Here is a 13,336-nt window from a genome sequence, read left to right on the forward strand (position 1 = left end):
ATGGGGTGGAATCAGGGGGAGTACGTATGAAAATCAACAGCCGGCCCTTCGCGAGCGCGCTGTTCACGGCGTGTCTGGCATTTGCTGGAGCGGTCTCGGCACAAACCGCCACGATACCGCTGACGCCAATCTCGGAGTTTTATTTCGCCGAAGACGCGCGTACCACCCAGCCCGTGGTGGCCGTCCGGGGCGAAGGTGAAGCGGTCACCCAGAAGCTGGTCAAGGCGCTTGCGCGCAATCCGCGGGCGAAGAAAGAGACCGCCCAGCTGGCCCACATTGCGTTGGCAGGTGGCCGCTCCGGACTGGGCGTGGAGTTGTACCAGCGCCTGCTTGGCCAGATTGACACCAATGACGGTCTGTACCGGACGGTGATGTGGAATTACGGCTGGGATCTGTACCGCAGCGACGATCATGCCGGCGCGTTGACCCAATGGGAAAACTTGTTGAAGTCGCGCAACATCACGGCCGACTGGATGCCGATGACGTTTGCCTTGGCATTGTGGCAGCTCGATCGCCGCGACGAGGCGGTGCAGTGGTACGCGGCCGGTGTGCGCACCCATCCGGCCAAGTGGCGCTCGTCCGACACCCTCGCGTCGGCACTGCCCGATTGGAGTGCCGATGAGGTGGCCGTGTTGTCCCAGGTGCAACAGGCTTGGGCGGCGAATCCGCCCGAATGGCGCTGACAACCGGGCCATAGCGCGGGTCATGGCGCCGCTCCCTCCCGGCCCGGTGTACGCTGCAGGCAGCAGCCTGTGACGCTGCGGTGGCCGTGAACCTGGGAGACGCTATGAAGACCGTGCTGGTGGCCAGTTCCAAGGGCGGGGTAGGCAAGACCACCATCGCCACCCATCTTGCCGCGCAGGCCGCGCTGGCCGGCGCAAACACGGCGTTGGTCGACGCCGATCCGCAGGGCTCGGCTCGTCGCTGGGCGGAGCGTCGCTCGGTGCTGGACAGCGCGGTGTTGCCGGTCGATGGCACCCGTCGCGGCAAGTGGCGCGCGCAGCTGCCATCCGATACCGACCTGGTCATCGTGGACGCCGCCGCCGGTGCGATGGCGCGCGAGCTGGAGACCTTCCTCGACGTCGCCGCCGCGGTCGTCGTCCCGGTACAGCCTTCCACGTTTGATATCGAGGCCAGCGTGCCGTTCCTGGATTCGCTTGCCCAACACCCGCGCGTGCGCAGCGGTGAGTTGCGGGTCGGCCTGGTCGCCAACCGCTTGCGCCCCTGGACCACCGTCTCCCGGGAAACCCTGGAGCTGCTGAAGCAATGGCCGTACCCGCTGGTCGCACAGCTGCGCGACAGCCAGGCTTATGTAGTCTTGAGCGGCCTGGGAAAGAGCCTGTTCGACTACCACTCCATGCATGTGCGCGAGCACCAGGCCGACTGGAAGCCGCTGCTGAAATGGCTGAAGAAATGACGCGCCGCCGTTTTGCTCCGCACTCGACTCCAGGGCGTGGCTACCTGCGCCGACTTTCCGCTTGAACCTTCCGCTTCGATGAGGTCCTGCCATGCGTGAATTGATCCTGCTCCGTCATGCCCATGCCGATCACGGCGCCACCGGCCACGCCGACATGGACCGCGCATTGTCCTCGGAGGGTTGGGCCGAGGCCGAGGCCGCCGGACACTGGCTCGCGGCGCAGAAGCTGGTCCCCGATTGCGTGTTGTGTTCTCCTGCGCGCCGCACCCGGGAGACGCTGGAAGCCGTACTGGGGGTGATCGGGTACGTCGAGCAGCGTGTCGATGACACCATCTACGGCGCCGATCCCGGCGCATTGATCGCGTTGGCCGACGCCCACCGTGATGTTGGGCGCCTGCTGCTGGTGGGCCACAACCCGGGCCTGGAGCAGTTGGCGGCGTTGCTGCACAGCGGCCAGTCCGGCGACTATCGCGGCATGGCCTCGGGTGGGATCGCGGTGTTGACCATTCCCGATGACCATAGGCTCGAGCCGGGCGTGGCCCAGCTCAGCGCTTTCTGGTGGCCGTGAGCCCGAGTTACGTATGGCTTGGGTGGATTGCGACAGTGCTGTGGGCAATGGCGTCGGCGTTGCCTGCGCACGCCGGCGCGGCACCCGGACCGGTGGCCACTGGCGGCGATACCGCCGGCGAGATGGGGTTTGATCCACTCCACACCCAATTCAGCTTCGAACTGCGCACCCGTTGGGGACAGCGTGTGCAAGGCCGGTTTCCGGTCCATGACGGCGCCATGGTGACCTTGCCTGGCGGTCGCAGCCAGATTTACATCCGCTTGGCGACCAATGCCGTGGAGGTGACCGATTCCCCTCGCTATAGCGAGTTGGCCCGCGGAGAAGGTTTTTTTGATGCGCAGCGCTATCCGGTGATCGAGTTCGTGTCCGAGCCGCTTGGTGTCGCGCTTGGCCACGACGGTGGCAAGTTCCGGGGTCGGCTCAGCATGCACGGGGTCAGCCGGATGGAGACATTCACGCTGGCGCCGTCCACCTGCATGCGGCCGGCGCTGGACTGTGATGCGGTGGCCGTGGGCAGCGTCAGCCGGCGTGATTACGGACTTGATGGCTGGCGGCTGATGTTGACCGACCAGGTGCAGTTCACCATGCGTGTGCGCTTGCGCCAACCGACGCCATGAGCGCTGCCACGCAAGGCCGTGCGGCCTGGCTGTTGCGGCCGCCCATCGCGCTGCTGGCGCTGGCCCTGGGGGCCTGCGCAAGCTTGACACCGCAACAGGCCACTCGCGCCAGCGCGATTGCCCAGGCCGCGCGTTCGACCCAGTTGAGCTGCGATGCCATCGACGCATGCGCCCAGCCGTCACCGCTGCGTGCGCTGGCCGGAAAGGCCTTCAGCGAGTCCACGGCGGAGCAGCCGCGGCATTACGCATTGCTGCTGGATGGCGGCACCAACGCGATGCTGGCGCGAATCAACCTGATCCGCAGCGCCACCACCGCCATCGACCTGCAGACCTACATCTACGAAGCGGACGATGCCGGGCGCCTGGTGCTGGACGAGTTGGTGCTTGCCGCCCGCCGCGGGGTCCGGGTGCGGTTGTTGATGGACCAGTTGGCGGCGCTGCAGAATGTGGAAACCCTGGCCGCATTCGCGGGCGTCCACCAGAATTTCCAGGTCAAGCTGTACAACCCGGTGCTGCACCGGGCCAGGATCAGCTACCCGCAGTACCTGCTTGCCGCCGCCTGTTGCTGGCGCCAGCTCAACCAGCGCATGCACACCAAGCTGCTGCTGGTGGACGGGGCGATCGGGATCACCGGCGGACGCAACTACCAGGACACGTATTACGACTGGGACGACCAGTACAACTTCCGTGATCGCGATGTGCTTGTCGCCGGTCCGGTGGCGCGGGCGATGGCGGTCGATTTCGGCAGATTCTGGGATGACTCGCGAAGCGTTCCTCCGGCACGGCTGGTGGATGTCGGCGAGGTCCTGCTCCAGCGCGGAGTGCCGCCCCTGCCGGCTTATCAGTTCGAACGCCCGCAACGTGCCCAGGCGATGCGCGACGATGCCAGCGATCGCGCGGTCGTGCAGGCGCGCCTGGTGGATCGCGCGCTCGCGGTGGGCAAGGTCCACTACGTCTCCGATGGCCCGGACAAACACCATGCCGAGGTACCGACGGATTTTGCCGCGGCATCCCACTCACTGGGCCGGCTGATCGCGTCGGCACAGGAAGAAGTGCTGCTGCAGACGCCGTACCTGGTGCTGTCCAAGTCGGCACAGGACTTGTTCGAACGCCTGCACGACCGCCCCGACCCGCCGCGGGTGGTGGTCTCGACCAACAGCCTGGCCGCGACCGATGCATTCTTCGCCTATGCGCTGTCCTACAAGTACAAGCGTCGCTACCTGCGCGATTTCGGCTTCCACATATACGAATACAAGCCGTTCCCGCAAGACGCGCCGATCGACTTGTCGACCACCGGTGCCGTGTTGCCCGACTACGTGCCCGAGTCGAGTCAGCCGACCGCGCCGCCGACCCGGCTCGACCGCAACAGCGTGCTGCGTTCTGCGCGCTATCGGCGGCCATTGCAGTCGGAATATGGCGCTACCCGCTACCTCAACCGCCGCGCCAACGAGCCGGTGCCATTGAAGCGCGCGGGGGTGCGCATGGGGATGCATGCCAAGTCGCTCGTGATCGATCGCCGGATCGGTGTGGTGGGGACGCACAACTTCGATCCGCGCGGGGACGTCTACAACACCGAAAGTGCGGTGATCATCGATGACATCGCGTTTGCGCGAGCATTGGCGGCCAGCATCCGGCGCGACATCAGTCCGGCCAATTCCTGGGTGATCGCTCCGCGCGACAAGCCGCCGGTGTTCTCCGGGCTGGAGTACTCGCTGGGTAAGATTTCCGAGTACCTGCCCATTTTCGATCTGTGGCCGACGCGTTACGCGACCAGCTACGAGTACGTGCCCAGCCCGGAATGTCCGGCTCCGCTGCCGCCCGACGACCCGCGCTTTCGTGCCTGCTATCGGCCGGTGGGTGACTTCCCCGAAGTAAACATGGTGGGGAAAGGGTTGCCGACGCGACTGTTTACCGCCTTCGGCGCGGGCTTGGCACCCATCCTGTAGCGCGCGTTCCCCCGGCTCACCTTCATCCCGCAAACGCACCCCTGTCGTTAGTTGGGTGACTTCTGGCACGTGTACGTGATAAACGGTGTTGTACATTACCAACACACCCAAGCACTACACCACAGAGGCAAGGCCATGAACGTCGCGTCCAGCAACCCGTCCACCAACGCCAACTACTCCTTTGATCGCCAGCAGCACAACATCGACACCTCCCAGGCCCGCCGCAGCGGTGCAGAGCGTGATTTCGGCATCGGTTACGGCAACCGCGGCTATGCCAGCAATCCGGACTATCTGCGCACCCCGCGCTACGCCGGCAACCCAGGGAACCACCTGTTCAGGGTTGGCTGACCCCTATTCATAAACGAGAGCAGGTGTGTTATAATGTTGCATTCAAAATCAACGTAACACCTTGTTTTCAGGAGAAAAAAAGTCAAACTCAAGTCTATTTTCAACAGCATGGCCCCGTCCATCCACCGCAATGGCGGTAGCGCACCGTCCGCACGCGTTTCCGCGGCAAGCGACACCAGCGCCCAACCAGTACCCGTGGATCACCAGCCGCGCCGCCGGCACAGCGCTGCGCCGCACGGTTACAGCAGCGCCAGCAGCTATCTGACCCGTCCAGCCCGCAGCAGGTTTGGCTCGCGCCAGGTACGGTTCCGGATTGGCTGATCGTCGGCTATCGTGACCCGATGAATGCAACGTCTTCCGAGGGTAACGTCCCGCCTCCCGGCGGCCCGGTGACCAGCCCGTTCAGGCGCGCGACCACCGTTGAGCGTCTCAATGAGCTATCGCGTGACACGGCGATAGACACGCTGGGTATCGTCTTCACCGAGATCGGGGCCGACTACCTGCGTGCCACGATGCCGGTCGGCGCGAAGACCCGGCAGCCCTATGGCCTGCTGCACGGCGGTGCGTCAGTGCTGCTGGCAGAAACCCTGGGGAGCAGCGCCGGAAACCTGTGTGTAGCAGAGGATCGCGTCTGCGTCGGTATCGAGATCAACGCAAACCACTTGCGAGCCGTTCGCGACGGCGTTGTCACGGGCACCGCGCGAGCGCTGCACGTGGGTGGCCGGACCCAGGTCTGGGAAATCCGCATCGCCGATGACCGCGACCGGCTGGTCTGCATCTCCAGGCTGACTTTGGCGGTCGTGGCCAGCCGCGGCGAGTAGTCAGAACGCGTGATGGGTTGAACGGCGATCGTCGTTACCCGAGCCTTCCACTGGTATCTTTCACCGCATGAATGCGCCGTCTCCGACCGGCGCCGCGGCGCCTGGCGCACCGCTGGCGCGCCTGTTCCGCTACTGTTATCGGATGCCGATGCTGTTATGGCATCTGTTGGTCGACCTGCCACTGGTGCTGGTGATGATCAGCCCATTGCTGGGCGGACTTCAGGTCGGCGGCGAGCGGCTGGACCACCGGATGATCCGCGCGTGGTCGGCCGGGTTGATGCGGGTGTTCGGCTTCCGCCTGCGCCGGGTGGGCACGCCATCGCCGGGGCCGACGATGTTTGTCGCCAACCATGTCAGCTGGATCGACATCGTTGCGCTGCACAGCCAGCGGATGATGGGGCTGGTGGCCAAGCGCGAGATCCAGGGCTGGCCGATGGTCGGCTGGTTGGCCGGGCGTGCGGAGACCATCTTCCACTCCCGCGGCAGCACCGAGTCGCTGGGCGGCGTGCTGCATGAGATGTTGACCCGCCTGCGCAATGGCCGTTCGGTGGGGGTGTTTCCCGAGGGCGGTACCCGCGGCGGCGGTGAAGTCGGGCCCTTCCATGCGCGGATATTCCTGGCCGCCGTGGAGTCGGGGATGCCGGTGCAACCGGTCGCGCTGCGGTACGGCGAAGGCGGATCCGCCCAGCACACGGTGGCGTTCGCCAAACGGGAATCCTTTGTCGGCAACTTCTGGCGTCTGCTGGGCGAGCCGGCGCGGGTCGCGGAGATTCATTTCCTGGCCCCCATCACGTCCGGCGAAGCCGACGGGCGACGAAGGATCGCCGAGTTGGCGCGCTCGCGCATCCTGCAGGCAATGGCGAGCTGACGGATTCCTCGATGTTGACCGCAGCCGACTACCAGCCACCGCGCTGGCTACGCAATGCCCACCTGCAGACACTGCTGGGGGGCAGCGTGATGCGCCAGCGGATGGGCCGGCGGGCGTTGGAGGCCACCGCTGCGGTCACCACTTCACATCTGATCGACGGCGGTCACGGCGTGCGCCTGCAAGGCCTGCACAGCGCCGTGCCCGGGGTCGCGCCGCGTGGGCTGGCGCTGCTGCTGCATGGCTGGGAGGGCAGCGTCGATTCCAGCTATATGTGTTTGACCGCGGCGCGTCTGCTGGAGTCGGGCTTCGAGGTATTCCGGCTCAACTTCCGCGACCACGGCGGGACCCATCACCTCAACGAAGGCATCTTCCACTCCAACCGGATCGACGAGGTCGTGCAGGCCGCCGGCGACGTCGCCCGGCGGTTCCCGTTGCGTCCGTTGGTGGTGGCGGGGTACTCGTTGGGCGGGAACTTTGCCCTCCGGCTGGCCTTGCGTGCGCCGGCGGCCGGATTGTCGATCGCGCGCGTCGCGGTCGTGTGTCCGCTTATCGATCCGGCGCGCACGATGGACGCAATGGAGCGGGGCTTTCCGCTGTACATGCAGCATTTCGAGCGCAAATGGCGGCAGTCGCTGCAACGCAAACGCGCATTGTTCCCGAAACAGCATGACTTCGACGACCGGGTACTGGGCCTGCGGATGCGGCCACTGACCCAATGGCTGGTCGAGCGCAATACCGACTTCGGCACGTTGGAGCGGTACTTTGATGGCTATTCGATTGCCGGCGACCGGCTGGCCGGCTTGCAAGTGCCGGCGAGCGTGCTGATGGCGGCCGACGACCCGGTGATCCCGGTGGACGGCTGGCAGTCGCAGCGATTGCCGCACACCGTGCAGTTGGAGATCTCGCCGTGGGGCGGCCATTGCGGGTTCCTGGAAAATGCGCGACTGGATGGATTTGGCGAACGCTGGATCTCGCAGCGCCTGTCCGGGTCAGCGCAATGAATCCGGACGCCGCACCGTAAGGCCCACGTCGCGGCGGGCGGCACACAGCGCCGTTACAATGGGCGATCCGCCCGAATTGCGAGCAGTAATCCATGTACGAACCGATCATCGACGCCCTGCGTCGCGGCGATGCCACGCAAGCGCTTGAGGCCGCGCGCGCTGCCGTCTCCGGGCAACCCCAGGACTCCGCCGCCCATCGGTTGCTGGCCTCAGCGTTGCGACTGGCGGGCGATCGGGAGGCCGCGATCGAGTCGATCGACCGCGCCATCAGCCTTGCCCCCGATGACGCCAATTTGCACCTGGAGCGTGCCGGGCTGCTGTTGCATGAGCGAAAGCTCGATGAGGCGCAAGTCGCCCTGGCCCGCAGCACCGGCCTGGACCCCAACCAGTTCCCGGCCTACATCGTGCAGGCACAGCTGGCCATCGGCCGCGGCGACCTGGTGGAAGCCGCGCGACTGACCCGCACGGCGGCGAGGATTGCGCCGGAACACCCGCAGATCGCTGCGCTGGAAGGCACCCTGGCGCTGCGCGGCGGGGATCCCGACCGCGCGCTGGCGATCTTGAACACGGCCGCCCAACGGTGGCCCGAGGAGCCGACCCTGCGTCACTCGCTGGGTTTTGCCTACATGGCCAAGGGCCACTACGCGTTCGCCGAGCAGGCGTTCGCCAGTTTGCGCGAGGCGAACCCCGACTCGATGCCGTTGCGCGCGCTGGTCGCCGACCTGCTGCGCCGCCAGGGCCGGCCCGAGGCCGCCGCCGACGAGATCGCACCTTTGCTGGAAGGCGAGCACACCAGCCCGTCGCTGCAACGGATGATGGCCGAGCTGGAGTTGGAAGCCAATCGCAATGAAGCCGCCCGTGACCGGTTGCGCGGCGCGCTGCAAGCGCAGCCGGGTGACCGCCGTACCCTGTTGGCGATCAGCGAGGCATGGCGTCGGCTGGATGCCGCGGACGAGGCGCGCAGCACGCTGGATGCCCTGCTGGCGGAACACCCGCAACTGGTGGATCTGTGGCGTGCGCGCCTGTTGTTCGAGCAGTTCGCCAGCGATGACGCGGTCGAAGTGATCCGCCGCTGGCAGCAGGCGATGCCCGACTGCATCCCGGCCATGGAAGCGCAGATCACCGTCCACGATCTGGCCGGCCATCCGGAGCAGGGCGACGCCCTGGCCCAACGCATTACCGAGATTGAACCCGGGCACGCCAAGGCCGAGATGCGGATCATCAACGGGCTCCAGCAGCGCGACCCGGAGGCGGCCATCGAGCGCGTTGAGGGCTTGCTGGCGCGCGCTACCAACGAGACGGTCAATGGCAACCTTCGAAGGCTCCTGGGCCGCACGTTTGACACTGCTGGACAACCCGACGCCGCCGTCGCGACCTGGGCCGAGCTGCACGCCGAGGTCGTTTCCAAGCGCCTGCCTTTGCCCACGCCCAGCACCCTGGATGGGCCGTGGCCGGAGGCGGTCGAGCTGACGCTGGCTCAACAAGTCGAACAGCCGGCGTTCCTGCTGTGGGGTGCGCCCGGTTCATTGATCGAACGCGTCACCGGCACCCTGCATCTGGGTGGCGCGACGCTGTATGGCGACCGCTTCGGTCCCAATCCGCCCAACGACCTTTTCCAGCGCTACCTCACCATCGATGCGCTCAGTACCGGCACGGCCGAGCCGGCAAACCTGATCGCCGAGTGGAAGGCGGCGCTGCCCGCGCGCGGGATCAAGCCTGCCGAGGTATTTGACTGGCTGCTGTGGTGGGACAACGCCGCCGTGCTTGCACTGCGCCCGCATCTGCCCGAGGCGTTGCTGGTGATCGCGTTGCGCGATCCGCGCGACATGCTGCTGGACTGGCTGGCATTCGGCTCGCCAGCGCCGTTCGCGCTCGAGTCGCCGCTGGTCGCTGCGCGCTGGTTGGCCCAGGTGCTCACCCAGGTCGCCGATCTGCATGAACAAGACCTGCTCAGGCACCGCTTGCTTCGCTTGGACGGCATTGAGAACGACCCGGCCGGGGTTGCCGCCGCGATTGCCGAGGCGATCCAGGTCGCGGTCGCTCCGGCGCCGCCGGGCCGCCTGGGCGAGGACCGGTTCCCCGCCGGCCACTGGCGCGATTTCGGGCCGTCGCTCGCTGATGCCTTTGCGGTGCTGACACCGGTCGCCGTCCGCCTGGGCTACCCGGAAGCTTGAGCCCCCGAGCCCCGAGTCCTATCGAGGAGTCCTGCATGCACATCCACAGCAACAGCTTCCAAGCCCGTCAACCACTGCCGGCGGAGTTTGCCGCCGGGCAGCCGGTTGCTGACGGATTCGGCTTTGCCGGCAACCGCAACCCGCACCTGGCCTGGGAGGACGTCCCCGCCGGCACGCGCTCGTTTGCGCTGCTGTGCATTGATCCGGACGTGCCCACGGTGGCCGGGATGGCGGGCAAGGAAGGGGTGCAGATCCCGATCGGGCAACCGCGCGGCGACTTCATCCATTGGGTGATGATCGACCTGCCCGCCGACCTGCGTGAGATCGCCGCCGGCGCGTGCAGTGACGGAATGGTTCCCCACGGCAAGCGCGAGCCGGCAGGTCCTGCCGGGTCACGCCAGGGGCTGAATGACTACACCGGCTGGTTTGCCGGCGACCCGGACATGGCCGGCGACTGGCACGGCTACGACGGCCCGTTCCCGCCGCCCAACGACCTGCGGGTACACCGTTACTTCTTCCGTGTATTCGCGCTGGATGTCGACATCCTGCCGGTCCCGGTGAAGTTCACCGCGGCGGATGTGTTCTCCGCGATGCACGGCCACGTCCTGGCCGAGGCAGCGGTCCACGCGACGTATTCGTTGCACCAATAGCCCGGCAGCAAGCAAGCCGCCGCACGGCTCAGCCGCCGGCGGGCAACCACAGCAGCAACGCGGCGCCCAGCGCGATCCGGTAGATCGCAAACGGGGTGTAGCTGTGTTGCTTGATATAGCCCAGCAGCCAGCGCACCGCAATGAAGCCGGTGGTGCTGGCGGCCACGAATGCCAGCCCCAGCTCACCCCAGGCCTCGCCACCGCCGGCGGCAGCGCCACCTTCAAGGAAGTACTCCAGGATCGTGTAGGCGCTGGCGGCAAACATGGTCGGGATGCCGACCAGGAACACGAACTCGGTGGCCGCCGAACGCTGCCCGGTGCCGGCCAGCATCGCCATGAAGATCGCCGCGCCGGAGCGCGAGGTGCCGGGGAACACGCCGGCCAGGACCTGGGCCAGGCCGACCAGGATCGCGACCGTCCAGGTGACCTTCGCCGAGGGTGGCCGGCCGCTGGCGATCTTTTCGGCAAACAGGATCCAGACCCCGCCCAGGATCAACGCGATCGCGATCGGCGAGACGGTGTCGGGCAGCTCCCAGCCCAGCAGTCGCACCGGCAACCCGACCAGCGCCGTTACCAGGAAGGCGACCGCGATCTTGCCCAGGTACAAGCGGTTCTCACGATCGCCCAGGCCGGTGGCCAACGACCACAGCCGCTCACGGAACACCGCGGTGATCGCCAGGATCGCGCCGGCCTGGATCACGATGTTGAACAGGTCCGAGCGCGCACCCAGCCAGTGCTGGGCGATCAGCAAATGCCCGGTGCTGGAAATGGGCAGGAACTCGGTGAGGCCTTCAAGGATGCCGAGCAGCAGCGCGGCGAACAGGTCGGACATGGACAAAGGGGCCGAAGAAAACAGGGATGTACGCGCGCATAGTGACGTGGAAGGATAGCGGAACGTGGGGTTTCGGGATTCCGGCTGATTTCGGGGGTCGATCAGTCGGTGGTCCGCCGGGCGCTGTTATCCTGTGCGGTGCCGCCCGCAGGGCCTCACGAATCCCCCCCATGAACCGTTTGACCACCCACGAAATCCACGAATACCTGGCGCGGCATTTCGCCGACGGCGAGCAGGCCACCGTTGAACTGGTCGATGGCGCCGATCCGGCGCTCAACATCGTGTTGCACGAATACGGCGACATGGAACTGCAGCTGGCTGCCTCGGGCGAGCAGATCTTCGTGTCCACGGTGCTGTTTGAAGCCACCATGGTTGGCGACCGCGCCGGACTCAACGACGCCTGCATGCGGATGAACCCAATCAACCCGTTGTCCAATCTGGGTCTGGACAGCGTGGATGGCCGCGACACCTATATCGTGTTCGGCGAGCTGTCCTCCGCGTCCAGCCAGGAGACCATCGTCGAGGAGATCCTGACGCTGGCCGAGAACACCATTACCGCCGCCCAAGCCCTCCAGCCCTACCTTGCGCAGGTAACGCCATGAGTCTGTTCCAGAAGCTGATCACCCTGTTCCGTGGCACCGCGACCGATGCCGCGCAGAAAACCGTTGACGCCAACGCGATCCGCATCCTCGACCAGGAGATGCGCGATGCCGGCAACGAGCTGGCCCGCTCGCGCGACGAACTCACCAAGCTGATGGCGCAGGGCAAGCTGCTGCAGCAGAAGATCACCGCCCGCGAAGGCAAGCGCCACGAATACGAGGGGTTCATCCAGGGCGCGCTAGCCAAGGGCGATGAAAGCCTCGCGCTGGACGTTGCCGCGCGGTTGGCGCCATTGGAGGCCGAGGACCGCAGTGACCTGCAGGCCAAGACCCAGATGGAAAGCTCGGTGACGACCCTGAAGGCCAGCATCATCAAGGCCGAAGGCCAGCTGCGTGGCATGCGCCAGCAGATCGATACGGTCAAGGCGACCGAAGCGGTGCATCGCGCCCAGGCCACGATCTCGGCACGTCATTCCGGCGCCAACAGCAAGATGCGCACTGCGCTGGATTCGCTCGAGCGCATCCAGGCACGTCACCTGGAGACCGCAGCACGCATCGAGGCCGCCGAAGAGCTGGAAAGCGAGACCGGCGACGGCGATCTCAACAAGCGTCTGGCGCAGGCTGGCCTGTTGACTGCCGACCCCGACGCCAGCGCGATCCTGGCCCGCTTCAAGCAACCGCAGCAGACCTTGATCGGTCAGCCGATCACGGCCGCCCCGGTACGGCAGCTGCGCGGGCCTGACGACGACGGTCGCGCGTAACCGGATGCAGGCCTGCACATGAGCTGGTTGGACACACTGCGCGGCCGGAGTGGCAAGGACCAGCCGCCGACCGACGGCAACGGTGATATCTCCCACGCATTGCCATTGGGGTTGCGGGTGGGCGCCCAGGTGTCGATCGACACCACCTTGTACCGGGTCGCCCCGGGCGCGATGACCGCGGAGTTGCCGGGCGGCCACCAAGGCGTGCCTTGCTACGGCCATATCGATCTGGGTGATGGTTACGCCTTGCACCGGTTCTATCTTGACGACGACGCCTACCTGCAGGTCAGTACCGTCGGCGGCGACGTCGAGGCGATCAAGGCGTTCGTCTTCCATGACACCGTGCACCCACCCGACAAGGCGGCGTTCCAGCGCTTTGTCGCCGCCGACGCGCAGTTGGGCGATCCGCAGGTCGAGTACGCCGGGCACCGCTGGGACCGCGTCACCGCCTCGACTGCGGGTGACGAGGCGCGCATCCCGCCCATCGCCTACGACGAGGTGTTGTACAGGGGCCGCCCGCCACGTCGCGACGACGACCTCACCCATTACGCCATGCTCTATCACCGACCGGTGCCCGAGCTGGGCCGCGACGAGTACCTGCTGGTCACCGCCGAGGACTCCGGCCCGAATGATTTTTGCGTTACCTATGCCGTCGGTATCGAGCTGACCATCGCCGACCTCGACATCACCTGAAAACCCCGGTCCGGCCTGATCGCCGCGACCACCACGCCGCT

15 protein-coding genes are annotated in these 13,336 nt (G+C 66.4%); 14 read left to right on the forward strand and 1 reads right to left on the reverse strand.

The features are described from left to right. Positions 1–26: 26 nt before the first annotated feature. From ACW7G1_RS01185 to ACW7G1_RS01235, 11 genes are all read left to right on the forward strand, one after another. Entirely contained in the window at positions 27–683 is a 657-nt protein-coding gene (locus ACW7G1_RS01185; protein ID WP_456977943.1) for a tetratricopeptide repeat protein, read from the forward strand. A 104-nt stretch (positions 684–787) separates the two neighbouring features. After that, on the forward strand, positions 788–1,417 hold the full coding sequence (locus ACW7G1_RS01190) for a nucleotide-binding protein (protein WP_456977944.1): 630 nt from the start codon (positions 788–790) through the stop codon (positions 1,415–1,417). A 91-nt stretch (positions 1,418–1,508) separates the two neighbouring features. Beyond that, a complete protein-coding gene (locus tag ACW7G1_RS01195; protein ID WP_456977945.1) occupies positions 1,509–1,985 on the forward strand; it encodes a SixA phosphatase family protein in 477 nt (158 codons plus the stop codon). Beyond that, complete coding sequence (locus tag ACW7G1_RS01200) at positions 1,982–2,602, forward strand: YceI family protein (RefSeq protein ID WP_456977946.1); 621 nt, start codon at positions 1,982–1,984, stop codon at positions 2,600–2,602. Before ACW7G1_RS01195 ends, ACW7G1_RS01200 begins: the two co-directional genes overlap by 4 nt. Then, positions 2,599–4,548: a phospholipase D family protein gene (locus ACW7G1_RS01205; RefSeq protein WP_456977947.1), complete on the forward strand. Its 1,950-nt coding sequence runs from the start codon at positions 2,599–2,601 to the stop codon at positions 4,546–4,548. The genes ACW7G1_RS01200 and ACW7G1_RS01205 overlap by 4 nt, the downstream gene beginning before the upstream one ends. Positions 4,549–4,683: 135 nt before the next feature. Continuing rightward, positions 4,684–4,896 (forward strand): hypothetical protein, encoded by a 213-nt coding sequence (locus ACW7G1_RS01210; RefSeq protein ID WP_456977949.1) that lies wholly within the window; start codon positions 4,684–4,686, stop codon positions 4,894–4,896. A 389-nt stretch (positions 4,897–5,285) separates the two neighbouring features. Further along, complete coding sequence (locus tag ACW7G1_RS01215) at positions 5,286–5,717, forward strand: hotdog fold thioesterase (protein WP_456978803.1); 432 nt, start codon at positions 5,286–5,288, stop codon at positions 5,715–5,717. A gap of 67 nt (positions 5,718–5,784) precedes the next feature. Then, complete coding sequence (locus ACW7G1_RS01220; RefSeq protein ID WP_456977950.1) at positions 5,785–6,585, forward strand: lysophospholipid acyltransferase family protein; 801 nt, start codon at positions 5,785–5,787, stop codon at positions 6,583–6,585. Between the two features lie 11 nt (positions 6,586–6,596). Continuing rightward, the gene (locus tag ACW7G1_RS01225; protein ID WP_456977951.1) at positions 6,597–7,586 is read left to right on the forward strand and encodes a YheT family hydrolase; all 990 of its coding nucleotides are present in this window, start codon (positions 6,597–6,599) and stop codon (positions 7,584–7,586) included. 92 nt (positions 7,587–7,678) lie between these two features. Beyond that, entirely contained in the window at positions 7,679–9,760 is a 2,082-nt protein-coding gene (locus tag ACW7G1_RS01230) for a tetratricopeptide repeat protein (RefSeq protein WP_456977952.1), read from the forward strand. Positions 9,761–9,795: 35 nt separating this feature from the next. Further along, positions 9,796–10,410: a YbhB/YbcL family Raf kinase inhibitor-like protein gene (locus ACW7G1_RS01235; RefSeq protein WP_456977953.1), complete on the forward strand. Its 615-nt coding sequence runs from the start codon at positions 9,796–9,798 to the stop codon at positions 10,408–10,410. A gap of 28 nt (positions 10,411–10,438) precedes the next feature. Here the strand turns inward: ACW7G1_RS01235 and ACW7G1_RS01240 are convergent, their stop codons facing one another. After that, positions 10,439–11,242 (reverse strand): undecaprenyl-diphosphate phosphatase, encoded by an 804-nt coding sequence (locus tag ACW7G1_RS01240; RefSeq protein ID WP_456977954.1) that lies wholly within the window; start codon positions 11,240–11,242, stop codon positions 10,439–10,441. Positions 11,243–11,412: 170 nt separating this feature from the next. Between ACW7G1_RS01240 and ACW7G1_RS01245 the strand changes: the two genes are divergently transcribed. From ACW7G1_RS01245 to ACW7G1_RS01255, 3 genes are read left to right on the forward strand one after another with little or no spacing between them, the layout of a single operon-like run. After that, on the forward strand, positions 11,413–11,844 hold the full coding sequence (locus tag ACW7G1_RS01245; RefSeq protein WP_456977955.1) for a YjfI family protein: 432 nt from the start codon (positions 11,413–11,415) through the stop codon (positions 11,842–11,844). Next, a complete protein-coding gene (locus tag ACW7G1_RS01250) occupies positions 11,841–12,602 on the forward strand; it encodes a PspA/IM30 family protein (RefSeq protein WP_456977956.1) in 762 nt (253 codons plus the stop codon). The genes ACW7G1_RS01245 and ACW7G1_RS01250 overlap by 4 nt, the downstream gene beginning before the upstream one ends. Positions 12,603–12,620: 18 nt before the next feature. Next, complete coding sequence (locus tag ACW7G1_RS01255) at positions 12,621–13,295, forward strand: YjfK family protein (RefSeq protein WP_456977957.1); 675 nt, start codon at positions 12,621–12,623, stop codon at positions 13,293–13,295. Positions 13,296–13,336 lie beyond the last annotated feature (41 nt).

It is taken from the genome of Lysobacter sp. A378 (assembly GCF_054052125.1).

What these genes read in the sequence shown, in the direction of transcription:
- ACW7G1_RS01225 (WP_456977951.1), top strand. Translation starts at nt 6,597, where the DNA reads ATGTTGACCGCAGCCGACTACCAGCCACCGCGCTGGCTACGCAATGCC.
- ACW7G1_RS01235 (WP_456977953.1), top strand. Translation starts at nt 9,796, where the DNA reads ATGCACATCCACAGCAACAGCTTCCAAGCCCGTCAACCACTGCCGGCG.
- ACW7G1_RS01240 (WP_456977954.1), bottom strand. Translation starts at nt 11,242, where the DNA reads ATGTCCGACCTGTTCGCCGCGCTGCTGCTCGGCATCCTTGAAGGCCTC.
- ACW7G1_RS01230 (WP_456977952.1), top strand. Translation starts at nt 7,679, where the DNA reads ATGTACGAACCGATCATCGACGCCCTGCGTCGCGGCGATGCCACGCAA.
- ACW7G1_RS01190 (WP_456977944.1), top strand. Translation starts at nt 788, where the DNA reads ATGAAGACCGTGCTGGTGGCCAGTTCCAAGGGCGGGGTAGGCAAGACC.
- ACW7G1_RS01205 (WP_456977947.1), top strand. Translation starts at nt 2,599, where the DNA reads ATGAGCGCTGCCACGCAAGGCCGTGCGGCCTGGCTGTTGCGGCCGCCC.
- ACW7G1_RS01255 (WP_456977957.1), top strand. Translation starts at nt 12,621, where the DNA reads ATGAGCTGGTTGGACACACTGCGCGGCCGGAGTGGCAAGGACCAGCCG.
- ACW7G1_RS01195 (WP_456977945.1), top strand. Translation starts at nt 1,509, where the DNA reads ATGCGTGAATTGATCCTGCTCCGTCATGCCCATGCCGATCACGGCGCC.
- ACW7G1_RS01185 (WP_456977943.1), top strand. Translation starts at nt 27, where the DNA reads ATGAAAATCAACAGCCGGCCCTTCGCGAGCGCGCTGTTCACGGCGTGT.
- ACW7G1_RS01250 (WP_456977956.1), top strand. Translation starts at nt 11,841, where the DNA reads ATGAGTCTGTTCCAGAAGCTGATCACCCTGTTCCGTGGCACCGCGACC.
- ACW7G1_RS01220 (WP_456977950.1), top strand. Translation starts at nt 5,785, where the DNA reads ATGAATGCGCCGTCTCCGACCGGCGCCGCGGCGCCTGGCGCACCGCTG.
- ACW7G1_RS01210 (WP_456977949.1), top strand. Translation starts at nt 4,684, where the DNA reads ATGAACGTCGCGTCCAGCAACCCGTCCACCAACGCCAACTACTCCTTT.
- ACW7G1_RS01245 (WP_456977955.1), top strand. Translation starts at nt 11,413, where the DNA reads ATGAACCGTTTGACCACCCACGAAATCCACGAATACCTGGCGCGGCAT.